This is a genomic window from Stackebrandtia sp. (assembly GCF_035643755.1).
In the GTDB taxonomy this organism is placed as follows: domain Bacteria; phylum Actinomycetota; class Actinomycetes; order Mycobacteriales; family Micromonosporaceae; genus Stackebrandtia.
Genome location: NZ_DASQPW010000254.1, coordinates 1 through 22590, shown reverse-complemented (window position 1 = coordinate 22590; position 22590 = coordinate 1). Strand labels below are relative to the sequence as shown.

22 protein-coding genes are annotated in these 22590 nt (G+C 70.6%); 12 read left to right on the top strand and 10 right to left on the bottom strand.

All coding sequences use genetic code 11. From position 1 onward, the window contains the following. Positions 1–614: SDR family NAD(P)-dependent oxidoreductase (locus tag VE172_RS19685; protein WP_324803678.1), on the bottom strand; the 614-nt coding region annotated here is incomplete at its 3' end. Between the two features lie 186 nt (positions 615–800). On the opposite strand from VE172_RS19685, the gene VE172_RS19680 reads away from it, so the two are divergent. Genes VE172_RS19680 through VE172_RS19670 form a run of 3 tightly spaced genes read left to right on the top strand, consistent with a single transcriptional unit; the run spans position 801 to position 2841 of the window. Then, positions 801–1424 carry a TetR/AcrR family transcriptional regulator gene (locus VE172_RS19680; protein WP_324803677.1) on the top strand — a complete coding sequence of 208 codons (624 nt, stop codon included), beginning with the start codon at positions 801–803 and terminating at the stop codon, positions 1422–1424. After that, the gene (locus tag VE172_RS19675) at positions 1421–2104 is read left to right on the top strand and encodes a VC0807 family protein (protein WP_324803676.1); all 684 of its coding nucleotides are present in this window, start codon (positions 1421–1423) and stop codon (positions 2102–2104) included. The genes VE172_RS19680 and VE172_RS19675 overlap by 4 nt, the downstream gene beginning before the upstream one ends. Further along, positions 2104–2841, top strand: coding sequence for an SDR family NAD(P)-dependent oxidoreductase (locus VE172_RS19670; RefSeq protein ID WP_324803675.1), 738 nt, complete (start codon positions 2104–2106; stop codon positions 2839–2841). The genes VE172_RS19675 and VE172_RS19670 overlap by 1 nt, the downstream gene beginning before the upstream one ends. Positions 2842–3082: 241 nt before the next feature. Here VE172_RS19670 and VE172_RS19665 read toward each other — a convergent pair whose 3' ends face one another. Both VE172_RS19665 and VE172_RS19660 read right to left on the bottom strand, forming a co-directional pair. Further along, positions 3083–4537, bottom strand: a complete 1455-nt coding sequence (locus tag VE172_RS19665; protein ID WP_324803674.1) for an MFS transporter — start codon at positions 4535–4537, stop codon at positions 3083–3085. After that, complete coding sequence (locus VE172_RS19660; RefSeq protein WP_324803673.1) at positions 4534–5163, bottom strand: TetR/AcrR family transcriptional regulator; 630 nt, start codon at positions 5161–5163, stop codon at positions 4534–4536. Before VE172_RS19660 ends, VE172_RS19665 begins: the two co-directional genes overlap by 4 nt. Before the next feature lie 176 nt (positions 5164–5339). Here VE172_RS19660 and VE172_RS19655 point away from each other — a divergent pair, with 176 nt between their 5' ends. Continuing rightward, the gene (locus VE172_RS19655) at positions 5340–5771 is read left to right on the top strand and encodes a Fur family transcriptional regulator (RefSeq protein WP_324803672.1); all 432 of its coding nucleotides are present in this window, start codon (positions 5340–5342) and stop codon (positions 5769–5771) included. A 36-nt stretch (positions 5772–5807) separates the two neighbouring features. After that, on the top strand, positions 5808–8030 hold the full coding sequence (katG, locus tag VE172_RS19650) for a catalase/peroxidase HPI (protein ID WP_324803671.1): 2223 nt from the start codon (positions 5808–5810) through the stop codon (positions 8028–8030). A gap of 48 nt (positions 8031–8078) precedes the next feature. On the opposite strand, the gene VE172_RS19645 is transcribed toward katG, so the two are convergent. Further along, positions 8079–9005, bottom strand: a complete 927-nt coding sequence (locus VE172_RS19645) for an endonuclease/exonuclease/phosphatase family protein (RefSeq protein ID WP_324803670.1) — start codon at positions 9003–9005, stop codon at positions 8079–8081. Positions 9006–9039: 34 nt separating this feature from the next. Further along, complete coding sequence (locus VE172_RS19640; RefSeq protein ID WP_324803669.1) at positions 9040–9546, bottom strand: MarR family winged helix-turn-helix transcriptional regulator; 507 nt, start codon at positions 9544–9546, stop codon at positions 9040–9042. Positions 9547–9581: 35 nt separating this feature from the next. Here VE172_RS19640 and pip point away from each other — a divergent pair, with 35 nt between their 5' ends. The 3 genes from pip (at position 9582) to VE172_RS19625 (ending at position 13535) form a co-directional block, all read left to right on the top strand. After that, a complete protein-coding gene (pip, locus tag VE172_RS19635) occupies positions 9582–10538 on the top strand; it encodes a prolyl aminopeptidase (protein ID WP_324803668.1) in 957 nt (318 codons plus the stop codon). A gap of 69 nt (positions 10539–10607) precedes the next feature. Then, positions 10608–12914 (top strand): isoamylase, encoded by a 2307-nt coding sequence (locus VE172_RS19630; RefSeq protein WP_324803667.1) that lies wholly within the window; start codon positions 10608–10610, stop codon positions 12912–12914. Between the two features lie 12 nt (positions 12915–12926). Beyond that, positions 12927–13535, top strand: a complete 609-nt coding sequence (locus VE172_RS19625; protein WP_324803666.1) for a transglycosylase SLT domain-containing protein — start codon at positions 12927–12929, stop codon at positions 13533–13535. Here the strand turns inward: VE172_RS19625 and VE172_RS19620 are convergent. Further along, positions 13532–14155: a response regulator transcription factor gene (locus VE172_RS19620; protein ID WP_324803665.1), complete on the bottom strand. Its 624-nt coding sequence runs from the start codon at positions 14153–14155 to the stop codon at positions 13532–13534. The genes VE172_RS19625 and VE172_RS19620 overlap by 4 nt on opposite strands. Then, on the bottom strand, positions 14152–15294 hold the full coding sequence (locus VE172_RS19615; protein ID WP_324803664.1) for a sensor histidine kinase: 1143 nt from the start codon (positions 15292–15294) through the stop codon (positions 14152–14154). The genes VE172_RS19620 and VE172_RS19615 overlap by 4 nt, the downstream gene beginning before the upstream one ends. A 220-nt stretch (positions 15295–15514) precedes the next feature. Here VE172_RS19615 and VE172_RS19610 point away from each other — a divergent pair, with 220 nt between their 5' ends. Together VE172_RS19610 and VE172_RS19605 are read left to right on the top strand one after the other, a co-directional pair. Then, positions 15515–16060 (top strand): GlcG/HbpS family heme-binding protein, encoded by a 546-nt coding sequence (locus tag VE172_RS19610; protein WP_324803663.1) that lies wholly within the window; start codon positions 15515–15517, stop codon positions 16058–16060. Between the two features lie 191 nt (positions 16061–16251). Then, positions 16252–17355, top strand: coding sequence for an FAD-dependent oxidoreductase (locus VE172_RS19605; RefSeq protein ID WP_324803662.1), 1104 nt, complete (start codon positions 16252–16254; stop codon positions 17353–17355). Between the two features lies 1 nt (position 17356). On the opposite strand, the gene VE172_RS19600 is transcribed toward VE172_RS19605, so the two are convergent. From VE172_RS19600 to VE172_RS19590, 3 genes are read right to left on the bottom strand one after another with little or no spacing between them, the layout of a single operon-like run. Further along, a complete protein-coding gene (locus VE172_RS19600; RefSeq protein WP_324803661.1) occupies positions 17357–18697 on the bottom strand; it encodes a cytochrome P450 in 1341 nt (446 codons plus the stop codon). A gap of 30 nt (positions 18698–18727) precedes the next feature. After that, positions 18728–19606, bottom strand: a complete 879-nt coding sequence (locus tag VE172_RS19595; RefSeq protein ID WP_324803660.1) for a diacylglycerol/lipid kinase family protein — start codon at positions 19604–19606, stop codon at positions 18728–18730. Between the two features lie 3 nt (positions 19607–19609). Beyond that, complete coding sequence (locus tag VE172_RS19590; RefSeq protein ID WP_324803659.1) at positions 19610–21229, bottom strand: FAD-binding oxidoreductase; 1620 nt, start codon at positions 21227–21229, stop codon at positions 19610–19612. A gap of 73 nt (positions 21230–21302) precedes the next feature. On the opposite strand from VE172_RS19590, the gene VE172_RS19585 reads away from it, so the two are divergent. After that, positions 21303–21896: a TetR/AcrR family transcriptional regulator gene (locus VE172_RS19585; protein ID WP_324803658.1), complete on the top strand. Its 594-nt coding sequence runs from the start codon at positions 21303–21305 to the stop codon at positions 21894–21896. A 12-nt stretch (positions 21897–21908) separates the two neighbouring features. Then, a partial coding sequence (locus VE172_RS19580) for an FAD-dependent oxidoreductase (protein ID WP_324803657.1) occupies positions 21909–22590 on the top strand: 682 nt, incomplete at its 3' end.

Sequence of the window (22590 nt, the reverse complement as noted above, 5' to 3'; positions counted from 1 at the left end):
CGCTCCACCACCTCGTCGGCGGGCATGCCGTGGGCCTTCGCCTGCTGCGCGATCTGCCGCTCCACCAGCGGCGTGCGGACGTAGGCGGGGCGCACGCAATTGGAGGTGACGCCGCGCGGCGCGCCCTCCAAGGCGATCACTTTGGACAGTCCCTCGAGGGCGTGTTTCGCGGTCACGTACGCGGCCTTGAACTGTGACGCCCGCACCCCGTGCACCGACGACAGGTTGACGATGCGGCCCCAACCCCGTTGGTACATCCCGGGAAGCGCCGCGCGAATCATCCGAAACGGAGCCTCGACCATCAGCCGCTGCAACCGCGCGAACTCCTCGGGCGGAAACTCGTGGGCCGCCGCCACGTGTTGGGCGCCGGCGTTGTTGACCAGGATGTCCGCGTCGCGCAGCGCGGGGTGGTCGCCCAGGGATTCGGGCGCCGACAGGTCGGCCACCCAGGCCTCGCCGCCGGCCTCGGCGGCCACGTCGGCGGTGGCGTCGCTGATGTCGACGACCACGACCCGCGCCCCCTCCGCCGCCAGCCGCCGCACGCAGGCCAGGCCGATCCCGCTGGCGCCACCGGTGACGACGGCCCTGCGGCCCGCCAGCTCCTCGTTGCTCATGGCCGCAATCTATCCGCGCCGTTGGCGCCGCACCATGTGGCCGCGGCACATGGTCGCCCGGTGCTTGGTGTGGCGACGAATGGGAGCCGTGCCGCGCCCGAGGAGCCGTCGTTCGGCGAGGATTCTCGAGTTTATTTGGTTGTGGTATTTTTGATTTGACCAGATCAATTTCGAGCGCGGGCGGCCATGGAACGGACATTCACCAATACGGCGCGGCGGGAACAGATCGTGCGCGCCGCGATAGACACCCTCGCGGAGCTGGGCTACGCCAAGGCGTCCTTCACCCGCATCACCGAACGCGCCGGGCTGCGAAGCCCCCGGATGATCTCGTATCACTTCTCCGACAAGGACGATCTGATCCGCCAGATCGCCACCGAGGTGCTCACCGAGGCCATGGACTTCATCGTCGCCCGTGTCCGCGGCGAACACACCACCGGCGGCAAACTGCGCGCCTATCTGGAGTCCAATCTGGAGTACCTGCGCGAGCATCCGCGGGAGTTCGCGGCGCTCACCGCGATCGGCCCGCACCTGCGCGACGAGGGCGGCAAGCCGTACACCTCCCAGACCGCACAGGAACCCAGCGTGCAGGGGCTGGAGGCCCTGCTGGCCGAGGGGCAACGCACGGGAGAGTTCCGCGACTTCGATCCCCGGTCGATGGCGGTCATCATCCGTGGCGCCATCGAAGCCGCGGGCCAGCGCCTGCGCGGCGAACCCGGACTGGACTTCGACGCCTACACCCGCGAGGTCGTCGCCACCTTCACACTCGCCACCGCCTCATCCACCCGATCCCGAAGGAGTCCGGCGACATGACAAACGGTCATGCCCAGCAGTTCGCGGCGAAGGCCGGGGGTCTCAGTCGCGTCCTCGCCGTGGAGATCATCGCCCCGCTGGTGCTGTTCTACGGCCTGCGTTGGCTGGGGGTCGGCCAGTTCCCGGCTTTGCTGGCCGGTGCGATCATCCCCGCGGCCGGGGCGGTCCGCGACTTCGTCGCCGAGCGACGCGTCGGCGGCGTGCGGATCTTCGTGCTCGGCACCATGGCACTCACCGTGGCAATGTCGTTCGTCTCCGGCAACCCACGGGTGTTGTTGATCCGCAACGGTTGGGGCACCGCCGCCCTCGGTGGATGGATGCTGGTGACCCTGTTGGCGCGGCGCCCGTTCCTCTACGAGGCCGCGCGGGTCGTCTTCGACGAGGACAAACGACAGATCTGGGAACGCGACTGGGAGCAATACCCGCCGTTTCGGCGCCTGCTGCGAATCTGCACGGCATTGTGGGGCGTCGCGTTTCTCGCCGATGCCGCCGTCCGCGTGATCCTGGCGTTCAGCCTGCCCGTCGACGCGGTGCCGGCCCTCGACGACGTCCTGCTCGTCGTCACCATCGCGGTGATTCTTGTCCTGCAACGCGTCTACGGACGGTCATATATGAAGCGTCACGGCCTGCGCATGCGAGGCGTCCACATCACCCCGGTCGACGCCTGGGATCGCCCCTGATGTCCGCCCGGGTCTCGCTGATAACCGGCGGCGCCAACGGCATCGGCGGCGCCACCGCCAGGCTCATGGCCGCCCGGGGCGACCGTGTCGTCATCGCCGACGTCGACACCGACCGCGGCACGGCCCTCGCCCGGGAATGCGGGGGGTTGTTCATCCGGGCCGACGCGACGAGCATGCGCGACAACGAACGTGTCGTCGCGAAAGCCGTCAACACATATGGGCGTTTGGATGCCGTCGTTCTCAATGTCGGCGCTCCCGGCCGCTGCGGACCGCGCGACTTCACCCCGCGACGCTACCGGGACACCCTGCGCACCAATCTGGACAGTGCCGTCTTCGGCATGCAGGCGTGCCTGCCGCATCTACGGCGGCGACGCTCGGGGTCCATTGTCATCACCGCCAGCATCGCCGGTCTCACCACGTCCGCCGACGTCTACTACGCCGCCAGCAAGCATGCCCTCATAGGACTGGTCCGATCGGTGGCCCCGCTGCTGCGCGACGACGGCATCCGCGTCAACGCCGTCTGTCCCGGGCTGGTCGACACGCGAGCCCTGGCCGCCTTTCGAACGACGCTGGTCTCCCACGGGCTCCGCCTCGCCCGCGCCGAGGAAGTCGCCACCGTGATCGACGCCGTCCTCCGCGACGATCGCACCGGGCAGGCGTGGATCATCCAGGCCGGACGGTCGGCGGTCCGTCATGAATACCCCGAGATACCGCTCGCCACGACCGAAGCCGCCTAGTCCCTCGCGGCGGTGAGATGGAGGCCCCCGACGGCCGACGAGGCAATCCATGCCGCCCGAGGATTTCGACCACGCGGAACGATCCCGGCGTGCCGCGGTCGACGCGCTCGCCGCCTACGGGCTTCGCGAACCCGTTCGGGTGGGGAGGTCGACACGGCCGGGCACATCGAGTATCGGATGAGCGGGGTGCGGCGCTGCCTGGCGTCGGGTCCACGGTGGACGCGGGGCCGACGCCAGGTCGCTATGCGGTGGCCGCGGAGGGTTTCGGCGCGGTCGCGGGTTTCGCCGGTCCCGTGATCGCGACGTTTCGCATGAACAGGAGGCAGACCAGGGCCGACAGGCCCGCGATGGTGCCGCCGATGGCGATCGTGGTGCCGATCGTCGCGTCGGGCCGGGTCATCAGGGATTGGGCGCAGGCCAGGCCGAAGGCGCCGCCGATCTGTTTGGTGAGTGTGGACCCGCTGGTGGCGGTTCCCATGTCGGCGTGGGGTACGCAGTACTGGGTGGCGATGGTGATGCCGCCCATGGCGGGGCCGGTGCCCAGCCCGATCAGCAGCAGCCACAGGCAGGTCAGCGGCAGCGGTGTCGAGGCGCCGAGGGCGAAGAAGGCCGCGGTGCCCGCGGCGAGCAGGGCGGCGCCGGCCAGCAGCGCGGGTTTGGCGCGGCCGCCGCGGATGATCGCCGCGGCGGTGAGGCGGTTGCCCAGCGTCATCCCGATCAGCAGCGGTAGGAGCAGCAGACCCGAGACGGTCGCGGTGTGGCTGCGGTCGTGTTGGAAGTACAAGGGCAGGAACACCCCGACGGGCAGCGCCGCCACCTGGAAGAAGAAGCCCGCGGCCAGCAGCGCGGAGTAGGAGCGGTGCCGAAAGAGCCGCAGCGGCACCACGGGGACGGCGGCGCGGCGCTCGACCACCACCAGCAGCCCCAGCACGGCGAGCCCGCCGAGCAGACAGCCCGCCACCGACGGGTCGGTCCAGGATGGAGTCGCGCCGTCGATCGCGTTGCCGCGCAGGCTGAACCCCGTCAGCAGCAGGGACAGTCCCGCCACGAGCAGCACGATCCCGCCGGTGTCGAGCTTTCCGTTGGGCGCGTTGGCGGGTCGGCGCTGCGGCAGGGCCAGGGCGATGGTGAGCCCCGCGGCGATCCCGATCGGCAGGTTGATCCAAAACGCCCAGCGCCAGCCCGCGTTGTCGGCCAGCAGGCCGCCGATGACGGGGCCGCCGACCATGCCGAGGACCATCATGCCCGCCAGCAGGGTCTGCATCCGGATCAGGCCCTGGGCGCGCGACGGCGGGTAGAGGTCGCGGATCAGGGACATCCCCAGCGTGAGGAGCGCTCCCGCCCCCAGGCCCTGGACGGCGCGGCAGACGATCAGCGCGAGCATCGAGCCGGCCATCCCGCACGCCAGCGACCCGGCCAGGAAGATCGCGAGCCCGCCCAGTAGCAGGTGTCTCCGTCCATACAGGTCGGAGAAGCGGCCGTAGATCGGCACGCTCACCGAGGAGGTGAGCAGGTAGGCGGTGACGAGCCAGACGTACCAGGTGCCTCCCCCGCCGATCTGGGCGACGATGCGGGGCAGGGCGGTGCCGATCACGGTGCCGTCCAGCATCGCCACGAAGGCGCAGCCCAACAGGGCGAGGGTGACGACGAGGCGGCGTCGCGGCGCCAGGTCCCCGTACGGATCGGGCTGGGTCATTTCTTCTCCTTGCCGGTGTCGAAGGCGCCGTTGAGGAACAGGTCGATCATATCCTCTGTGGACAGTGGCTCGGCCATGCCCGGACGCCCCGAGGTCATGACCAGCATCTGGAAGGCGTCGGCGACGCGCTCGGGCGCCAGGCGCAGGCGGTCGCGTTCGGGCTCGAACAGCGCGGCCAGGGCGGCGCGTGGCGCGGCAAGGCCCGCCTCGCGGTCGGGCAGCGGTCCATCGCTTGTGGATGATGGGCGGCGTTCGGGCCTGCCCGCCGCGACCATGGCGCCGGCGACGGCGCCCATGCGGGTCAGGTAGCCGCGCATCACCTCGACGGCCTCGGCGAGCCGGTCGGGCAGGGGCTGGTCCAGCGAGATCGCCCCCAGGTGCGCGACGGCCTCGTCGGGGCGCAGCGCGGCGGCCATGCAGGCGGCCAGCACGGCGTCCTTGTCGGGGAAGACCCGAAAGATGGTGCCCTCGCCGATGCCCGCGGCGCGGGCGATCTTCGCGGTGGTGACGGAGGCGCCGTACTCGACGACGAGCGGCAGGGCCGCGGCGACGATCATGGCGCGGCGTTGTTCGGGGTCCATGGCGGGCGCGCGGCGGCGGGCCGGTGTGCGTGGGTTCTCGGTCATGCCCGAATATTACGGAGTGAGTGCTCACTCCGTCAACTCGACATGGCCCGGGTCACAGCGCCGCCGAGGATGCCGCGAGAATCGCCAGGTCAGCGCCGCGCCGCCAAATATTAATATTCTGTGACATCCTCCGCATAGTCTTGACTCATTCCAGAAAAGCATCCAGACTGTCTCGCGTGGGCACGAGCTTGGGCTACGAGCGGCTGCTCCGCGATGCCGCGTTGCGGGTGACGCGACCGCGCATCGCGGTGCTCAAGGCGGTGCACGCACATCCACACGCCGACACGGACTCGATCATCGGGGCCGTGCGGGGCCAACTGTCCAAAGTGTCACATCAGGCGGTGTACGACACGCTGCACGCCCTGACGGCGGCAGGCCTGGTGAGGTGCATCCAGCCGTCCGGTTCCGTGGCGCGCTATGAGTCACGGGTCGGTGACAACCATCACCACGCGGTCTGCCGATCGTGCGGCGCCATCGCCGACGTGGACTGCGCCATCGGCACGACTCCCTGCCTGACCGCGGCGCAGGATCACGGTTACGCGATCGACGAGGCCGAGGTCATTTACTGGGGCCGGTGCCCCGACTGTTCCGGGGCGACAGGGTCCTGATCACCACCAAACCCAACCGATAAGTAGAAGGTTCACATGTCTGACAACGCAGCAACCGGAGACACGCACGCCGAGGGCGGCGGCTGCCCGGTCGCACACGGGCGCGCACCGCACCCGACACAGGGCGGGGGCAACCGTGGATGGTGGCCCAACCGGCTCAACCTGAAGATCCTGGCCAAGAACCCGGCGGTGGCCAACCCGCTGGGCGAGGAGTTCGACTACGCGGCGGCATTCAAGACGCTGGACCTCCCCGAGGTGAAGCGGGACATCGCCGCGGTGCTCACCGAGTCAAAGGACTGGTGGCCCGCCGACTTCGGAAACTACGGCCCGTTGATGATCCGCATGGCGTGGCACAGCGCCGGAACCTACCGGGTCAACGACGGCCGCGGTGGAGCCGGCACCGGCCAGCAGCGCTTCGCGCCGCTCAACAGCTGGCCGGACAACGTCAGCCTCGACAAGGCCCGCCGTCTGCTGTGGCCGGTCAAGAAGAAGTACGGCAGGAACATCTCGTGGGCCGACCTGATGGTGCTCACCGGCAACGTGGCCCTGGAGATCATGGGCTTCGAGACCTTCGGCTTCGCCGGGGGCCGCGTGGACGCCTGGGAACCCGACGAGGATGTCTACTGGGGACCGGAGACCACCTGGCTGGACGACGAGCGCTACACCGGCGACCGCGACCTGGAGACGCCGCTGGCGGCCGTCCAGATGGGACTCATCTACGTCAACCCGGAGGGCCCCAACGGAAACCCGGACCCGCTGGCCGCGGCCCGCGACATCCGCGAGACCTTCGGCCGCATGGCGATGAACGACGAGGAGACCGTGGCGCTGATCGCCGGGGGTCACTCCTTCGGCAAGACCCACGGCGCGGCCCCCGACAGCAACGTCGGTCCGTCCCCCGAGGACGCTCCCCTGGAGAGCCAGGGCCTGGGCTGGAAGAACGCGTTCGGCACCGGCACCGGCGCCGACGCCATCACCAGCGGGCTGGAGGTCACCTGGACCACCACACCCACCCAGTGGTCGAACGACTTCTTCTCGAACCTGTTCGGCTACGAATGGGAGCTCACCGAGAGCCCGGCCGGGGCCAAGCAGTGGAAGCCGAAGGGCGAGGCGGGCCAGGGCACGGTGCCGCACGCGCACGACCCGGAGAAGCGGATCGCGCCGTCCATGCTCACCACCGACCTCGCGCTGCGCTTCGACCCGGTGTACGAGCCGATCTCGCGTCGCTTCCTGGAGCACCCGGACGAGCTCGCCGACGCCTTCGCCCGCGCGTGGTTCAAGCTGACCCACCGCGACATGGGCCCGGTGTCTCGCTACCTGGGCCCGGAGGTCCCCTCCGAGGCCCAGCTGTGGCAGGACCCGGTCCCGGACGTCGACCACGAGCTGATCGACGCCGCCGACGCCAAGGCCCTGAAGGCCAGGCTGCTGGATTCGGGTCTGTCGGTGTCGCAGCTGGTGTCGCTCGCGTGGGCGGCGGCCGCGTCGTTCCGCTCCAGCGACAAGCGCGGCGGCGCCAACGGCGGCCGCATCCGCCTGCAGCCGCAGGCCGGCTGGGAGGTCAACGAGCCCGACAAGCTGGCGGCCGTGGTGAGCACTGTGGAGGGTATCCAGGGGTCGTTCAACGCCGCGCAGACCGGCGGCAAGAGGGTCTCCTTCGCCGACCTGGTCGTGCTGGCCGGTAACGCGGGCGTCGAGCAGGCCGCCAGGAACGCGGGCTTCGACGTCGAGGTGCCGTTCCACCCGGGACGCACCGACGCCACCCAGGACCAGACCGACGTCGAGTCGTTCTCCTACCTGGAGCCGTCGGCCGACGGGTTCCGCAACTACCAGGGCAAGTCCAACCGGCTCCCGGCCGAGTTCATGCTGGTGGACCGGGCGAACCTGTTGAACCTGAGCGCGCCGGAGCTGACGGTGCTGGTGGGCGGCCTGCGGGTGCTGGGCGCCAACTACCAGCAGTCGCCGCTGGGCGTCCTCACCGACAACCCGGGCTCGCTGACCAACGACTTCTTCGTCAATCTGCTCGACCTGGGCACGACGTGGAAGCCGACCGCCGCCGACGCCGACACCTTCGAGGCGCGGGTGGACGGCGGCGACGAGGTCAAGTGGACCGGCTCGCGTGCCGACCTGGTGTTCGGATCGAACTCCGAGCTGCGGGCGGTGGCCGAGGTGTATGCCAGTGATGACGCGCGCGAGAAGTTCGTCAACGACTTCGTGGCGGCGTGGGCCAAGGTGACCGAACTGGACCGTTTCGATCTGTCCTGATGTGCCGAACGACGGGCCGACTCCGCAGGGGGTCGGCCCGTTTCGCGTTCAGCCCTTCAGGTCCGCCGTCATCCAGATCGGACGGTGGTCGGAGGATTCCACCGTTCCGCCGGGGGTTCCGCAGCCGTGCGTCACGCCGCGATCGGTGAACAGGTAGTCGATCTTGCTGGTGTGCGCGTTGTCGTGCGGGTTGGTCTGGTAATAGGTGCCGGGCCCCGAACGCGGCGCCGAGGCGTCCTTCTGAGCGCATTCCACAAAGGAATCGTACAGGGGGTTGACGCCGCCGGAGGCGTTGCCGCTTTCCACCGGGGAGGCCAGGTTGAGGTCGCCGCCGAAGAGGACCTGGAAACGCGAGGGCGCCACGAAGTCCTGATAGGCCTTGACCTGTTGGGGGCGGAACTTCCCGTCGGGGTCCTCCCCCGGCGAGGTGAAGTGCGCGTTGCACAGCTTGACGTTCCACGACGGAACCGTGGCGCACATGGCAACCCGCCACTCCTTGCCGTCGGGCGACGGCAGGTACTTCGTGTCCCACCAGGTGTTCTCGTCGGGAAGCGCGATCATGGTGCCGTACTGGCCCCGGTCGCGGACGCACTTCTTGGCGGGCGACGTCGACGGGTCGCTGGTCCGCTTCAGCTTGATCGGCGCGAACCGCACGTCCCATCCCTTGCCGGTGTGGGATTCCAGGTCGTGCTCCAGCTTCTTGGCGAAGGAGCCGCAGGTCTCCTCGAAGATGGCGGCGTCGGCGGCGCGGCCGTGGTTGAGCATGTGCCAGCGCATGGTGGCCACCAGGCCGTCGGGGTCCTCGTAGTACTTGCACGCCGAGTTGTTGCCGCAGGCGTTCCACTCCATGACCTTCACGGAGGCCGGTGCCCCGCCGTGGGCCGGGTCGGCTTGGGCCGCGACGAATCCGACTCCCGCCACCGAGGCGGCCAGGGCCACGGCCAGGGTCATGAGGGTGCGTCGACTCCGGATCATGCGAACTCTTTCGCTCAAAGGGGTGCCCCAGAGATTACGCATCAACAGGCGGGATCGGGGGAATCGGCAGGGCCGTGCCCGACTCGGCGATGCGTTGCCGCATGGGGCGGCGGTTCAGGGCCCGGGCGGCCCGGGTGAGAAGCTCCGACAGCGGCATGGGCAGCTCGGCGTCGAGGTCGCGCATGGCCGCGGTGGTGGCGTTCCACTCGGCCTCGACCAGCGGCAGCAGCGCGTGTGCTCGCGGGGTGAGGTGCGCGATGCGTTGGCGCCCATCGGTTCCCTGGCGAAGATCGAGGAGGTCGGCGCGGCGCATCCGCGCCACGGTCTGGCTGGCGGCGGAGTGGGTGACGCCGACCTGGCCGCCGAGATCGCGAATCGACAGTGGACCATTGTCGACCAGGGCCCGGAGGTACGGGGAGAACCGGGGGCGGTAGTCGGGCACGCCGCGCTCGGCATACACCGCGGCGACGTCGCCGTCCAGGGCGTCGAGGACGTGGCGCAGCAGGGTGCCGAGCGCGGCGGCCTCGGGTGCGTCTCGCATCCCACAAATATAACAGTGCTGTTAGAGTTTGGCTCATGACACGTCGCTATCCGCCGATCGAGCCGCACGAGCAGGGAATGTTGGACGTGGGCGACGGTCACCGCGTCCACTGGGAGGTGTGCGGTAACCCTCGCGGCAAGCCCGCCGTGGTGCTGCACGGCGGGCCGGGCTCGGGCTGCGCCCCGGCGTGGCGCCGGTATTTCGATCCCGAGCGCTATCGGATCGTCCTGTTCGATCAGCGGGGCAGCGGGCGCAGCACTCCCTCGGCGGCGCTGCCGGAGGTCGACCTGTCCGCCAACACCACCGAGCACCTGCTGCGCGACATCGAGGCGCTGCGGCGGCATCTGAGCATCGAGCGGTGGCTCGTGCTCGGGGCATCGTGGGGCGCGACGCTCGGTTTGGCTTACGCGCAAAGGCATCCCGGCGCCGTCAGCGAGGTTGTGCTGTTCAGCGTCACCAACACCACGGCGCGCGAGGTCGAGTGGATCACCCGCGACATGGGGCGGATCCTGCCCGAGCGGTGGGAACGGTTTCGAAACGGCGTTCCCGCCGACGAGCGGGACGGCGATCTGGCGGCCGCCTACTCACGGCTGCTGCATCACACCGACGCGGACGTGCGGGACCGGGCGGCGCGCGACTGGTGCGACTGGGAGGACGCGCACGTGGGAATCGGCGTGGGTTTCTCGCACGACGAGCGCTACGACGACCCCGAGTTTCGCCTTGCCTTCGCGCGCCTCGTGACCCACTACTGGTCGCACGCCGCCTGGATCCCGGACGGGCAGCTGTCGCGCGACGCCCATCGGCTGGCGGGGATCCCCGGGACCCTGGTGCACGGCCTGCTCGACATCTCCGGGCCCGCCGACATCGCCTGGAATCTCGCGCGGTCCTGGCCGGACGCCGAGCTGATCCTGGTGGATCGGGCCGGCCACGGCTCCGGCGGCGGGATCGGCGACCACGTGATCGCGGCGACCGACAAATATGCAAATGTATAGAAAATATGGCGGCGCTTGTTTGCATGGCTCGCAAGTTCTTGCGTGACTTATGAAAGCGGTGGACGTGCCATGGGTAGACGAACACGAGGCCGCCTGTTCGCGGCGCTGGCCTGTCTGACGCTGGCGGCGGGCATCCCCGCCGGTTCGGCGGCCCAGGCCGACGACGCCCCGCGGCTCGGCGCCCACTACGACTCCGGCGGCGACAACATCGACTTCGCGGTGTACTCCGCGGCCGCCACCCGAATGGACGTCTACGTCTACTCCAAGGCCGACGGCGCGGCCGAAAACGTGTCGTACCAGCTGAACGAGGGCGACGACGTCTTCTCCGCCACGGTGAGCGTCGCCGACCTCGCCGAGCACGGGGTCACCGGGACCGTCTACTACGGATACCGCGCCTGGGGTCCCAACTGGACCTACGACGCCACCTGGAAACCGGGCTCCAGCGCCGGTTTCCAATCCGACGTGGATGCCGACGGCAACCGCTTCGACCCGAACAAGCTGCTGCTGGACCCCTACGCCCGCGAGGTGAGCCACGACCCGCTGCGCCCGGGCATGACCGACAAGACCATCTACGCCTCGGGCCCGAAGTACCGTGACATCGACTCTGGTCCCCAGGCGCCCAAGGGAATCGTGCTTCCCGACGCCGACGGCGACACGGGCACCGCGCCCACCGGCGCGCTGGCCGCCGACGTGATCTACGAGGTCAACGTGCGGGGATTCACCAAGTCGGACCCGAGCGTGCCCGCCGACGAACGCGGCACCTTCGCCGGGGCCGCCACCAAGGCGGGCTACCTCGCCGATCTCGGGGTGAGCGCGGTGGAGCTGCTTCCCGTGCAGGACGGCCCCAACGACGGCAACGACATCGACCCGAACGGCGCCTCGGGCGACAACTACTGGAACTACGCGACGCTGAACTACTTCTCCCCCGACCGCCGCTACGCCGCCGACCGGAGCCCGGGCGGGCCGACGAAGGAATTCCAGGCGATGGTGAAGGCCTTCCACGCCAGGGGAATCAAGGTCCTCATGGACGTGGTCTACAACCACAGCGGCGAGGGCTACGCGTGGGATACGTCCGACAAGAACACCTACAACCTGGAGTCGTTTCGCGGCCTGGACAACCCGACCTACTACTCGCTGACCGCGGACAGGCAGGGCTCCTACGACAACACCGGGGTGGGCGGCAACCTCAACACCCGCAACCCCGCCACCCGCGACCTGATCGTCGACTCGCTGACGTACTGGCGCCAAAGCCTTGGGGTGGACGGGTTCCGGCACGACCTGGCGCCGATCCTCGGCAACACCTGCCAGCACGGGTGCTTCAAGTACAGCAAGGACGATCCCGACACCGCGCTGGCCGCGATCACCAAGGCCCTGCCGCCCCGACCGGCCGCCGGCGGCGACGGCACCGACTGGATCGCCGAGCCCTGGGCCCTGGGCGACGGCACCTACCAGGTGGGCAACTTCCCGTCCGGCTGGGCCGAATGGAACGACAAGTACCGCGACACGCTGCGCGCCGACCAGAACAAGCTCGGCACCACCGCCGTCACCCCCGGGCAGCTGGCGACCCGGTTCACCGGATCCTCCGACCTCTACGGTGGACGATCGCCGGGAGCCTCGGTCAACTTCATGGTGGCCCACGACGGGTTCACCCTGCACGACCTGTACGCCTGCGACGACAAGAACAACGGGCAGTCCTGGCCGTACGGCCCGTCCGACGGCGGCAGCGACAACAACAACTCCTGGGATCAGGGCGGCGACGCCGCCGCGCAGCGCCAGGCCGCCCGCAACGGCATGGCGTTCCTGGCGACCTCCGCCGGGACGCCGATGATGACCGGCGGCGACGAAACCCTGCGCGGCATGCGGTGCAACAACAATCCGTACAACGTGGACTCCTCGGCCAACTGGCTGTCCTGGTCCCCCGACCCCGATCAGTCCACCTTCGACACCTACACGTCGCGGCTGCTGGCCTTCCGCCACGCCCACCCGGCGCTGCGGCCCACCGGCTTCTACACCGGCAAGGACGAAGACGAAGACGGGCTCGACGACCTCGACTGGTTCACGCCTCGGGCCACCACTCCGGACGACGCCTACTTCGACGACGCCGACAACCACGCCCTGGCATGGCGTCTGGACGGAAGCGAACTCGGCGACGACGCCGCGGGCCTCTACATCGGATACAACGGCTGGTCCGGCGACGTCGACTTCACCCTCCCCGACCCGGGCGCGGGCAAGCAGTGGTACCGGGTCACCGACACCGCGTCCTGGGCCGAGGGCCCCGACCAGGTCGCCAAGCCCGGCGCCGAGGCCGCGATCGGCGGGCAGGGCACCTCCTACACCGTCCACGGTCGAAGCATGGTGCTGATGCTGGCGAAGTGATTAGATGGCCACGTGAAGTGGAAGTGGGTCGCGTGGGGGGCGGCGGCGCTGGTGCTGGTCGTGCTGCTGGCCACCCACCACGGCGACAGCGACCATCACGACGTGGACGCTCGGCACTCGGACCCGATCAGCCAGCGCGATCCCGCGCGGTACGCCGCGTCCGTGCGGACCTACGCCCGCGCCGCCGGAGTGGACCCCCGCCTGGTGATGGCGATCCTGTACAACGAGTCCTATAAGCCCCACGACCCCGACACCGAGCGGGCGTGGCAGCGGGTCAAGCCCGACGCGGCCTTCGGCGTGGCGAACATGCACCACGCGACCTTCGACGAGACCAAGCGCGGCAGGGACTTCGCCGACCGGCGGTGGCGGGAACTGCCCGACGACCCGAAGCTGGCGATCGAGGCCGAGGCCTGGTACCTGCACGATCTCGCCGCCGAGCTCCCCGCCGGACGCGCGGGCGGGTACTCGACGACCGAGCTGTTGGCCCTGGGCTACAACACCGGGGGCGGGAACATGCTGGCGTTCAGCCAGGGCGCGTCGGCCGACGACGACGCCCGCGCCTATCTGCACCGCCTGCACGGCAACTGGAAGCGCGCCTCGGCGGCGGTGGCCGGGTCCTAGGACATCCGGATCAGCTTGCGCCGCACGGCCTCCCGCACCGCCGCGGTTCGGCTGTCCACATTGAGTTTTCGGAAGATGTGCACCAGGTGGGTCTTGACCGTGGCCTCGGTGATGTACAGCTGCTTGGCGATGTCGCGGTTGCCGCTGCCGGCCGCCAGCAGCCGCAGGATGTCGATCTCGCGGTTGGTGAGCGACGGCAGGGGTTCGCGCATCCGGTTCATCATCTTGGTGGCGACCTGGGGCGACAGCGCACTGTGTCCCTCGGCGGCGGCGCGGATCGCGGCGAACAGCTCGTCGGGCGGCCCCGCCTTGAGGATGTAGCCGATGGCGCCGGCGTCGATGGCGCGCACGATGTCGGAGTCAGTGTCGTAGGTGGTCAGCACCAGGACGTACGGCGGGTCGGGCAGGGCGCGGAGCCGGCGGGTGGCCTCGACGCCGTCGGGGCCGTCGCCGAGCTGCAGGTCCATGAGGACGACGTCGGGCGCGGTGTCGGCGACCCCGGCCACGGCGTCGGCGGCGGTGGCGGCCTCGCCCACCAGGGTCATGTCGGGCTCGGCGCCGATCAGCGCCGCCATGCCGGCGCGGGTCACGGGGTGGTCGTCCACCACGAACAGTCTCATGCCTGGCCCTCCAGCGGCACGCGCGCCGCGATCGTGGTTCCCTCGCCGGGTTCGCTGTCGACGGACAGGGTCCCGCCCACCTCGGACAGTCGGTCGCGCATGGCGCGCAGGCCGAAGCCGCGTCCCGGCCGCGGCGCGGTCCCGGCGTCGAGGCCGACGCCGTCGTCGTGGATGTCCATCGTGATCTCGTCGCCGAGGTAGGTCAGGGTGATGACGACGGCGTCGGCCCGCGCGTGTTCGGTGATGTTGGCCAGCGCGCCCTGGGCCACCCGCAGCAGCACCGCCTGCACCCGGCCGGGCAGCGGCTGCTCGTCCCCCTCGATGAGCAACCGGGCGCCCGGTCCGTGTTCGGCGCACAGCTTGGTCAGGGCGCGCGGCAGCGGGTGGCCCTCCAGCCGCGACGGCGTCAGGTCGCGGACGAAGCGGCGGGCCTCCACCAGGTTGTCGGCGGCCACCTCCCCGGCGTGGCGGACGTGGGTACGGGCGGAGCGGTCGTCGTTGTCCCACACGCGATCCGCGGCCTGAAGCAGCATGCCCACACTGGACAATCCCTGGGCGAGGGTGTCGTGGATCTCGCGGGCCAGGCGTTCGCGTTCGGCCAGCACGCCCTCGCGGTGTTGGGACTCGGCGAGCGCGCCGCGCGCGGCGACGAGGTCGTCGATGAGCTGCTGGCGGCGGTTGAGTTCGCGGTCCAGCATCCAGAAGAAGACGGTGATCATGGCGGAGATGCCGATCGGGGCCAGCACCAGGCTGGGTTCGTCGACGTCGGCGATTCGCCACTCGCCGACGATGACGGCGGCGGTGAGGACCACGGCCACCCCGATGGTGACGCGCATCGGCAACAGCCGCAGGCACAGGAAGTACAGCGGCACCGCGCACCACGAGAACGACGGCGAGACCAGCACCAGGACCAGCCACAGCACCAACACGATGCCCAGCCACACCGATCGCGCGCGCCCCAAGGGTTTCCACGCCGCCACGCCAACGCCGTAGATCGCCGCCAGGACGGCGCACACCGCCAGGGACCCGATGGTGACGTGGGTGAGGCCGTGCCGGGCGATCAGGCGGGACGCCGAGGCCGTCAGCAACAGGAGGAACCCCGCGTGCATGGCCCCGTTGAGCCACGCGCGTTCGTTCATCGCCCACCTCCCCTGTCGACCGTGGCGCCCATCCTAAGGTTCCGGGCGCGATCAAGCCTGCCGCGCGCGGCGGCCGGGGCGCGTCAATCAAAGGATTGACCCCCGGCCTGCAACCATCGACGCTGGTCACTCGGTGGGTTTGGCGATGTGGCGGCGCCGCGTTCGCGGGAATCTTGGAGTCATCCGGAACACGGAGAAACTTCTAGAAACGGAGACCACCATGAACAAGCGTTCCCTCGCCGCCCGCATCGGACTCGGAGCGGCCCTCGGACTGGCCCTGGCCGGCGGCACCTCCGCCGTCGCGGCCTACGCCGACAGCGGCGACACCGCCGCCCCGGCGGCCGCGGCCTCCGACAAGTCGGTCGTCACCACCAAGACCCTGTCCTCCGGGGCCGCGGCCAAGGTCGCCGAGGCCGCCCAGAAGGAGGCCGCCAAGCAGCACCAGCGCGTCACGGTCGTGATCGTGGACCGCGCGGGCAACGTGATCGCCGAGATCAAGGGCGACGGCGCGGGCCCGCAGTCGCCGGAATCGGCCGAGCGCAAGGCGTTCACGGCGGTGTCCTTCGGCAAGGCCACCAGCGAGCTGGCCAAGAACGTCGACCTGTCGAAGCCGTCCACCGCCGACATTCCCGGGACCCTGTTCCTGGCCGGCGGCGTCCCGGTGACCGCCGACAAGGCCCCGATCGCGGGCGTCGGCGTGGCGGGCGCGCCCGGCGGCGACATCGACGAGTCCATCGCCGACGCCGGACTCAAGGCGCTCAAGTAGCCGCGTCACCCGGCGATGCGGGCCGGGCCGCGGCGGAGTGTGCGCCGCGGCCCGGCGCCGTGCGTGGCGAAACTCGTTGGCGCTGAGCGAAACCGGTCGCCTTTTCCGTCGCGTGGACTTGACAGGCCGGGGCGGTGCACCGAGGCTGTATGCACACCCACTTTGCGTATGCCCCACGTAGGAGTCCCCTCATGAACGCCACCGTCATCGTCGTCGGCGGAGGTTACGGAGGCTGCACCGTAGCCAAGGCGCTCGATGACGTCGCCCAGGTCACCCTCATCGACCCGAAGGACGCGTTCGTTCACAATGTCGCCTCGCTGCGCACCATCGTCGATCCGTCCTGGGCCGACCGGATGTTCCTTCCCTACGAGAACCTGTTGGACAACGGCACGGTGATCCAGGACCGCGTCGTGATCGTCGAGGACGGCATCGTCGGCCTGGTGTCGGGGCGCCGCATCCAGGCCGACTTCATCGTCCTGGCCGCCGGCACCACCTATCCCTTCCCCGCCAAGTTCGACAACACCCACGCCACGGCGGCGAAGATGCGCATCCACCGCACGTCCAAGTACCTCGCCGAGGCCGACCGGGTGGTGTTGATGGGCGCCGGGGCGGTCGGCCTGGAACTGGCGGGCGAGATCGCCTCGACCTGGCCGGACAAATGGGTCACGATCATGGACCCCGCGCCCGACATCCTCTCGGCGGGATTCATGCCGGGCTTCGACCGGGCGCTCCAAAACGAGATGCGTTCGCGGCTGCGCGAACAGCTGGCCGAGCTGCGCATCGACCTCGTGCTGGGCACCGCCCCCCGCACGATGCTGCCCACCCGCCCCGGCGAGCTGGCGACCTTCACGACCCACACCGTCAGCGGCATCCCCGTCACGGGCGACATCTGGTTCCGTTGCCACGGAAGGCAACGGGTATCGCGGTTCCTGTCGGGGGCCGCCCGCACCAAGGACGGCCACATCACGGTCACCCCCGAGCTTCGGGTGCCCGGCACCCGCCACCTCTTCGCCATCGGCGACCCCGCGCTCACCGGCGCGCCCGACACCGCGGTGGTCGCCATCGAGACGGGCAACGTCGCGGCCCAGAACATTCGGGCCCTCCTGTCGGGCGAGCGGAAGCTGACGCCGTACGAACCGTCCCAGCCGATATTCATCGTTCCCTTGGGCCCCAAGGCCGGCATCTCCTATATGCCGGGCACCGGACTGATGGGCCCCGACCAGACCGCCGAGATGAAGGGCAACGACCTGCTCGTGGGCCAGTACGCCGAGATGTTCGGGATACCGGCGGCCTGATTCACCGCGCGGTGAGGCGGCACCGCACCGGCCCCGCGGCGCGCAGCGTGACGCCGCTGGTCAGCGGCACGTCGGTGTCGATGGCCTCGACCGAGAAGCGCCGCAGGAACACCGCCAGCGCCAGCACGGACTCCAGCATCGCGAAGTACTGCCCGATGCAGGCCCGGCGGCCGCCCCCGAACGGGAAGTACGCGTAGCGGGGCCGCGCCTTCTCCTGGTCGGGAAGGAAACGGTCCGGGTCGACTTCGGACGGTCGCGACCAGTATCCGGGGTGGCGATGGGTCACCCAGGCGCTGACCAGGACGCTGGCGTCGGCGGGAATCCGGTGGCCGTCCACGGTCATGCCGTCGACGCAGCGGCGTCCCACGATCGGCGCCGCCGGGTAGAGCCGCATCGTCTCCTTGACCACGCGGGTAAGGAATTCCAGCCGGTCGACGTCGGCGGCGGTGGGCACGCCGCCGCCCAGCACGTCGTCCACCTCGGCGCGCGCCCGCTCCTGTAGCTCGGGGTGCTTGGCCAGCAGGTGCAGCGCGAAGGACAGCGACGTGGCGGTGGTCTCGTGCCCCGCCAACAGGAACACCAGCACCTGGTCGCGGATCTCGCTGGCGGACAGGCGATCCCCGTCCTCGGTTCGCGCCGCCAGCAACAACCCCAACAGGTCCGTGGAGTCGTCGGCGGCGTCGCGGGCGTCGATGATGCTGTCGCAGATCCGGTAGATCTGCCGCTGTGCGGCGGCCACCCGCCGGTTGTCGGGCGTCGGCCAGCCGCGCGGAATCCGCACCGGCGCGAACCCGCGCCGCACCACCGAGGCGCTGGCGACCGGCAGCTGATCCCGGATGGTCGACAGCGCGGCGTCCACATCGGCCCCGAACAGGACGCGGCCCACGATCCGCAGGGTCAGTTGGGTCATCGCCTTCGACGCGTCGATGACCCCGTCGGCGACCCACCGCCGCGCGGCGCCGTCGGCCTCCTCCACGATCGGCGGCGCGTACTCCGCCACCCGTTTGTGGGTGAACAGCGGTTGGATCAGGCGACGTTGGCGCACATACTCCTCGTCCTGGCTGGTCAGCAGGCCGTTGCCGATGAGCTGGCGCACCTCGTCGTAGAAGCTGTGGTCCTTGCGGAAGTTGTCGGCCTCGGTGGCCAGCATGCGCTTGACGCCCTCGGCCGAGAACAGGGCGTAGAACGACACGCGCAGCCCCGGCGGCCCCGCGCTGAACCGCACCACGTCGCCGAAGTCGCGTCGCGCCCGCAGGTAGTAGGCGAGGGTGTCGGCGCGCAGGTCGCGCAGCGAACCGAGAAGGGGTGTGCCGGCGGGGCCGGGAATCGTGGTGGCCACCATGTTTCCAGCCTAAGCAGACCCCGGTACTTGTCAAGCCGAACGCGCCGCGATGACGTGGATCGCGTGTCGGCGCAGGGTGATGGTGGACGGGAGCGTGGCGACCTCGTCTCCGTCGGCGCACACCGGGATCGGGCGGTCGGCGTCGACGGTGACCGTCGTGGCGGTGCCGATGTCGACCTCGGGCCGGTCGACATGCCGTCCGCTGCGGGCGGCGCTCATGAATCGCACGATCGCGCTGCGCGGGCCGTCGCCCACCACCATGACGTGCGCGAGGCCGTCGTCGGGGACGGCGGGCGGGACGATGTTCAGCCCGTGTCCATAGTGCCCGGAGTTGGCGACGATCACGGTGTGTGCGCGCGCGTGGCGCGCGCGGCCGTCCACGATGAGGGTGTAGTTGGCGGCGCGCCAGGTGGCGATGGCGCGCACCGGCGCCAGGCGGTAGAGCAGGCGCGCCGGGACGAACCGGTATTGGTTGATGATCCGGGTGGCCACCGAATCGATTCCGATGTAGACGTTTCCGGGTACGAGAATCCCGTTGACGTCCAACAGATCGAGACCGCGCGCCGGGCCGTCCAGCAGCGTCCGCGCCACGTCGGCCGGGGCCGTCGGCACGCCGAGACAGGCGGCCAGGTCGTTTCCCCGGCCGCCCGGGACGATCGCGACGGTGCCGCCGTGCACCCCGGCGCCCCCGGCGGCGTCGCGCACCAGGCCGTCACCGCCGACGGCCACCACGACGTCGCCGCGCTCGGCCGCCAGCCGCGCCGTCGCCACGGCATGCTCGCGTCCCCGGGTTCGCACCTCGGTGACGGGCGCGGACGCCGCCGCCAGCGCCTCGGAGATCGGCCTCCACAACTCCTCGGCCCGGCCGCCGCCGGAGATCGGATTGATGAGCGCGGTGAACGTTCGCATGAGCTATCGCGCGTCCTCGTCCGGGATCAGGACGCCGGGATTGAGGATTCCCTTGGGGTCCAGGGTGTTCTTGACGGCGCGCAGCGTCTCGGCCGCCAGCGGGCCGATCTCGGCGGCGTAGGTGTCCCGGTGATCGCGCCCCACGCCGTGATGGTGGCTGATCGACGCGCCGTGGCCGCGGATGGCGGCGTTGGCGGCCCGCTTGGCGCCGCGCCACTGGCCCACCGGGTCGTCGGTCTGGGCGCAGGCCACCGTGAAGTACAGCGAGGCGCCGGTCTCGTAGACGTGGGAGATGTGGCACAGCACCAGTACCGGCCGCCCGTCCGTGCCCAGCGACTCGGTGAGGGCGGAGGTGACGGCGGAGCGCACGTCCAGCAGCCGGGACCAGAACGTCGCGGTCTCCAGGGTCTCGATGAGCACGCCGGCGTCCAGCAGCGGATCGCGCAGGTACGGGGCGCGGTAGCGTCCGGTCCGCCACGCCTCGCCGGGCCCGGTTCCCTCGGGGCGTCCGCCCGCGGCGAGCAGCACCTGTGTGGCGGCCGCGCGCCGGCGTTCGACGTCGTCGCCGGTGCCCTCGTAGCCGATCACCGCCAGGCAACCGCCGGGGCCGCCGCCGAGCATCTTGTCCGGATCGGACAGATTGATCTGGGTTTCGACCTCATCAGACAGTCGCACCACGGTCGGCGCCGGGGCGTCTTGCGCGAGTTGGCGAAGCGCCGCGGCGCCGGCGGCGAAGTCGTCGAAGCGCCAACCCTCGAACACCCGGGTCTCGGGGATCGGCCGGATCCGGACCGTCACCGAGGTGATGACGCCGAGGGTGCCCTCGCTGCCCAGCACCAGCTGGCGCAGGTCGGGGCCCGCCGCCGAGCGCGGGGCGGTTCCCAGCTCGATCGTGCCGCGCGGGGTGGCCAGGCGCAGGCCCACCACCATATCGTCGAAGCGACCGTAGCCCGCCGAGGACTGCCCCGCCGACCGGGCCGCGGCGTAGCCGCCGATGCTAGCGCCCTCATAGGACTGTGGAAAATGGCCGAGGGTGTAACCGTTGCCGCCCAGGAGTTTTTCGGCCCGCGGACCTCGCATCCCGGACTGGAGTTCGGCGGTGCGGGAGATCCGGTCGATCGACTCCAGCCCGTCCAGGCGCCGCAGGTCGAGCGCGATGACGCCGCGGAATCCGGCGCGGGCGGGCGAGAGCCCTCCGACCACGGAGGTACCGCCGCTGTACGGCACCACGGCGATGTCGGCGGCGGCGCAGGCGGCCAGCACGGCGACGACCTCGTCGTGGTCGGCGGGCAGGGCGATCGCGTCGGGGGCGTCGGTGGCGTCGCCGGCCCGGATCCGCAGCAGGTCCGTCGTCGACCATCCCCGGGTGTGTGCCAGCCGGGCGTCGTGATCGTCGGTGACGTTGTCGGGGCCGAGAATCGCCGTGATCGGCTCCAGGTCCTCGCGCGACAGCGCCGGCTCCGGCAGGCTCACCCGCGCGGGCTCCACCGGCGGGGGCGGCGGGGCCGGGACTCCCAGCGCCGCCAGCGCCTCGCGGGCGGCGGGCGGCAGCTGGGCGGGATGGGCGGGGTCTCCCCAGCGGTACGGATGGAACTCGACCACCGGCAGGTCGGATTCGGTCATCGTCATGTCCTCGCGATCGCTGATACACTTTGACGCAATATGTTACAGCGTCGCAGGAAGGAGTGGGTGCCGCGTGAAGCCCGTCAACGCGATCGACGAGAACACGATCCTCGACGCCGCCTACGACCTGCTGCTGTCCGTCGGCATGCAGCGCATGACCATGGCCGACCTGGCCCGCCACGCGGGCATCTCCCGCGCCACCCTCTACCGCCGCTGGGGCAGCGTCCGCGAGGTCGTGGCCGCCCTGACCACCCGGGAGTGGACGGCCCTGGTGTCGTCGGCGCCGCTGGTCGACCCGGGCGAATCCACCCGACGCCAACTGGTCGACACCGTGGTGGCGATGGTGCGCGACATCCGCGTCCACCCGCTGATGCGCAAGATCATCGACGTCGACCCCGAGTTCCTGCTCCCCTACCTGTTGCGGCGCCGCGGCGCCAACACCGACCAGCAGCTCGACCTGCTGGAGTCGGGCGTGAAGGCGGGCATGGCCGACGGCTCGATCCGCCAGTCCGACACCGGGACGATGGCCAAGGCGGTACTGCTGACCGCCTGGTCGTTCACGCTCACCGGGCCGGTCCTAGTGGAGGCGACCCACGGCACCGGGCCCCGGCTCGACGCCCTCGACGCCGAGCTCCGCGACCTGCTGGACCGATATCTCGCCCCCTGAACGGACCGAAACGTGCACGCTCCCCACGCACCGGCTTCCCTGAACGCCGCCCGCCGCTCCTTCGAGCTCGACCACCTGGATCGCCCCGTCGACCTGCTGGTCGTGGGCGGCGGCGTCACCGGGGCCGGGGTCGCGCTGGACGCGGCCAGCCGCGGGCTTTCGGTGGTGCTGGCCGAAAAGCACGACCTGGCCTTCGGCACCAGCCGATGGAGCTCCAAGCTCGTCCATGGCGGGCTTCGCTATCTCGCCTCGGGCAGCGTGGGAATCGCCTACGAAAGCGCCGTCGAGCGCGGCATCCTCATCCAGCGCACCGCCCCGCACCTGGTGACGCCGCTGCCGCAGGTGGTGCCGCTGCTGCCCGGCCTGTCGCGGTCCGCCGCCGCGACGGTGCGCGCCGGGTTCCTGGCCGGGGACGTGCTTCGGGTCGCCGCGCGCACCCCCTCGCGGATCCTCCCCCGTTCGCGCCGGCTGCGGACCGCCGACGTGGAGCGCTACGCCCCCACGGTGCGGCGGGCCGGGCTGCGCGGCGGCCTGGCGTTTTGGGACGGGCAGCTGATCGACGACGCCCGCCTCGTGGTCGCCCTGGCGCGCACCGCCGCCCTCCACGGCGCCACGATCCTGACGCGCTGCGCCGCCTCGGGGCTCACCGGCGGCGGCGCGGTGCTGAGCGACGCCCTCACCGGAACCGAGTACA

What these genes read in the sequence shown, in the direction of transcription:
- VE172_RS19680 (WP_324803677.1), top strand. Translation starts at nt 801, where the DNA reads ATGGAACGGACATTCACCAATACGGCGCGGCGGGAACAGATCGTGCGC.
- VE172_RS19675 (WP_324803676.1), top strand. Translation starts at nt 1,421, where the DNA reads ATGACAAACGGTCATGCCCAGCAGTTCGCGGCGAAGGCCGGGGGTCTC.
- VE172_RS19670 (WP_324803675.1), top strand. Translation starts at nt 2,104, where the DNA reads ATGTCCGCCCGGGTCTCGCTGATAACCGGCGGCGCCAACGGCATCGGC.
- VE172_RS19665 (WP_324803674.1), bottom strand. Translation starts at nt 4,537, where the DNA reads ATGACCCAGCCCGATCCGTACGGGGACCTGGCGCCGCGACGCCGCCTC.
- VE172_RS19660 (WP_324803673.1), bottom strand. Translation starts at nt 5,163, where the DNA reads ATGACCGAGAACCCACGCACACCGGCCCGCCGCCGCGCGCCCGCCATG.
- katG (WP_324803671.1), top strand. Translation starts at nt 5,808, where the DNA reads ATGTCTGACAACGCAGCAACCGGAGACACGCACGCCGAGGGCGGCGGC.
- VE172_RS19645 (WP_324803670.1), bottom strand. Translation starts at nt 9,005, where the DNA reads ATGATCCGGAGTCGACGCACCCTCATGACCCTGGCCGTGGCCCTGGCC.
- VE172_RS19640 (WP_324803669.1), bottom strand. Translation starts at nt 9,546, where the DNA reads ATGCGAGACGCACCCGAGGCCGCCGCGCTCGGCACCCTGCTGCGCCAC.
- pip (WP_324803668.1), top strand. Translation starts at nt 9,582, where the DNA reads ATGACACGTCGCTATCCGCCGATCGAGCCGCACGAGCAGGGAATGTTG.
- VE172_RS19630 (WP_324803667.1), top strand. Translation starts at nt 10,608, where the DNA reads ATGGGTAGACGAACACGAGGCCGCCTGTTCGCGGCGCTGGCCTGTCTG.
- VE172_RS19620 (WP_324803665.1), bottom strand. Translation starts at nt 14,155, where the DNA reads ATGAGACTGTTCGTGGTGGACGACCACCCCGTGACCCGCGCCGGCATG.
- VE172_RS19615 (WP_324803664.1), bottom strand. Translation starts at nt 15,294, where the DNA reads ATGAACGAACGCGCGTGGCTCAACGGGGCCATGCACGCGGGGTTCCTC.
- VE172_RS19610 (WP_324803663.1), top strand. Translation starts at nt 15,515, where the DNA reads ATGAACAAGCGTTCCCTCGCCGCCCGCATCGGACTCGGAGCGGCCCTC.
- VE172_RS19605 (WP_324803662.1), top strand. Translation starts at nt 16,252, where the DNA reads ATGAACGCCACCGTCATCGTCGTCGGCGGAGGTTACGGAGGCTGCACC.
- VE172_RS19600 (WP_324803661.1), bottom strand. Translation starts at nt 18,697, where the DNA reads ATGGTGGCCACCACGATTCCCGGCCCCGCCGGCACACCCCTTCTCGGT.
- VE172_RS19595 (WP_324803660.1), bottom strand. Translation starts at nt 19,606, where the DNA reads ATGCGAACGTTCACCGCGCTCATCAATCCGATCTCCGGCGGCGGCCGG.
- VE172_RS19590 (WP_324803659.1), bottom strand. Translation starts at nt 21,229, where the DNA reads ATGACCGAATCCGACCTGCCGGTGGTCGAGTTCCATCCGTACCGCTGG.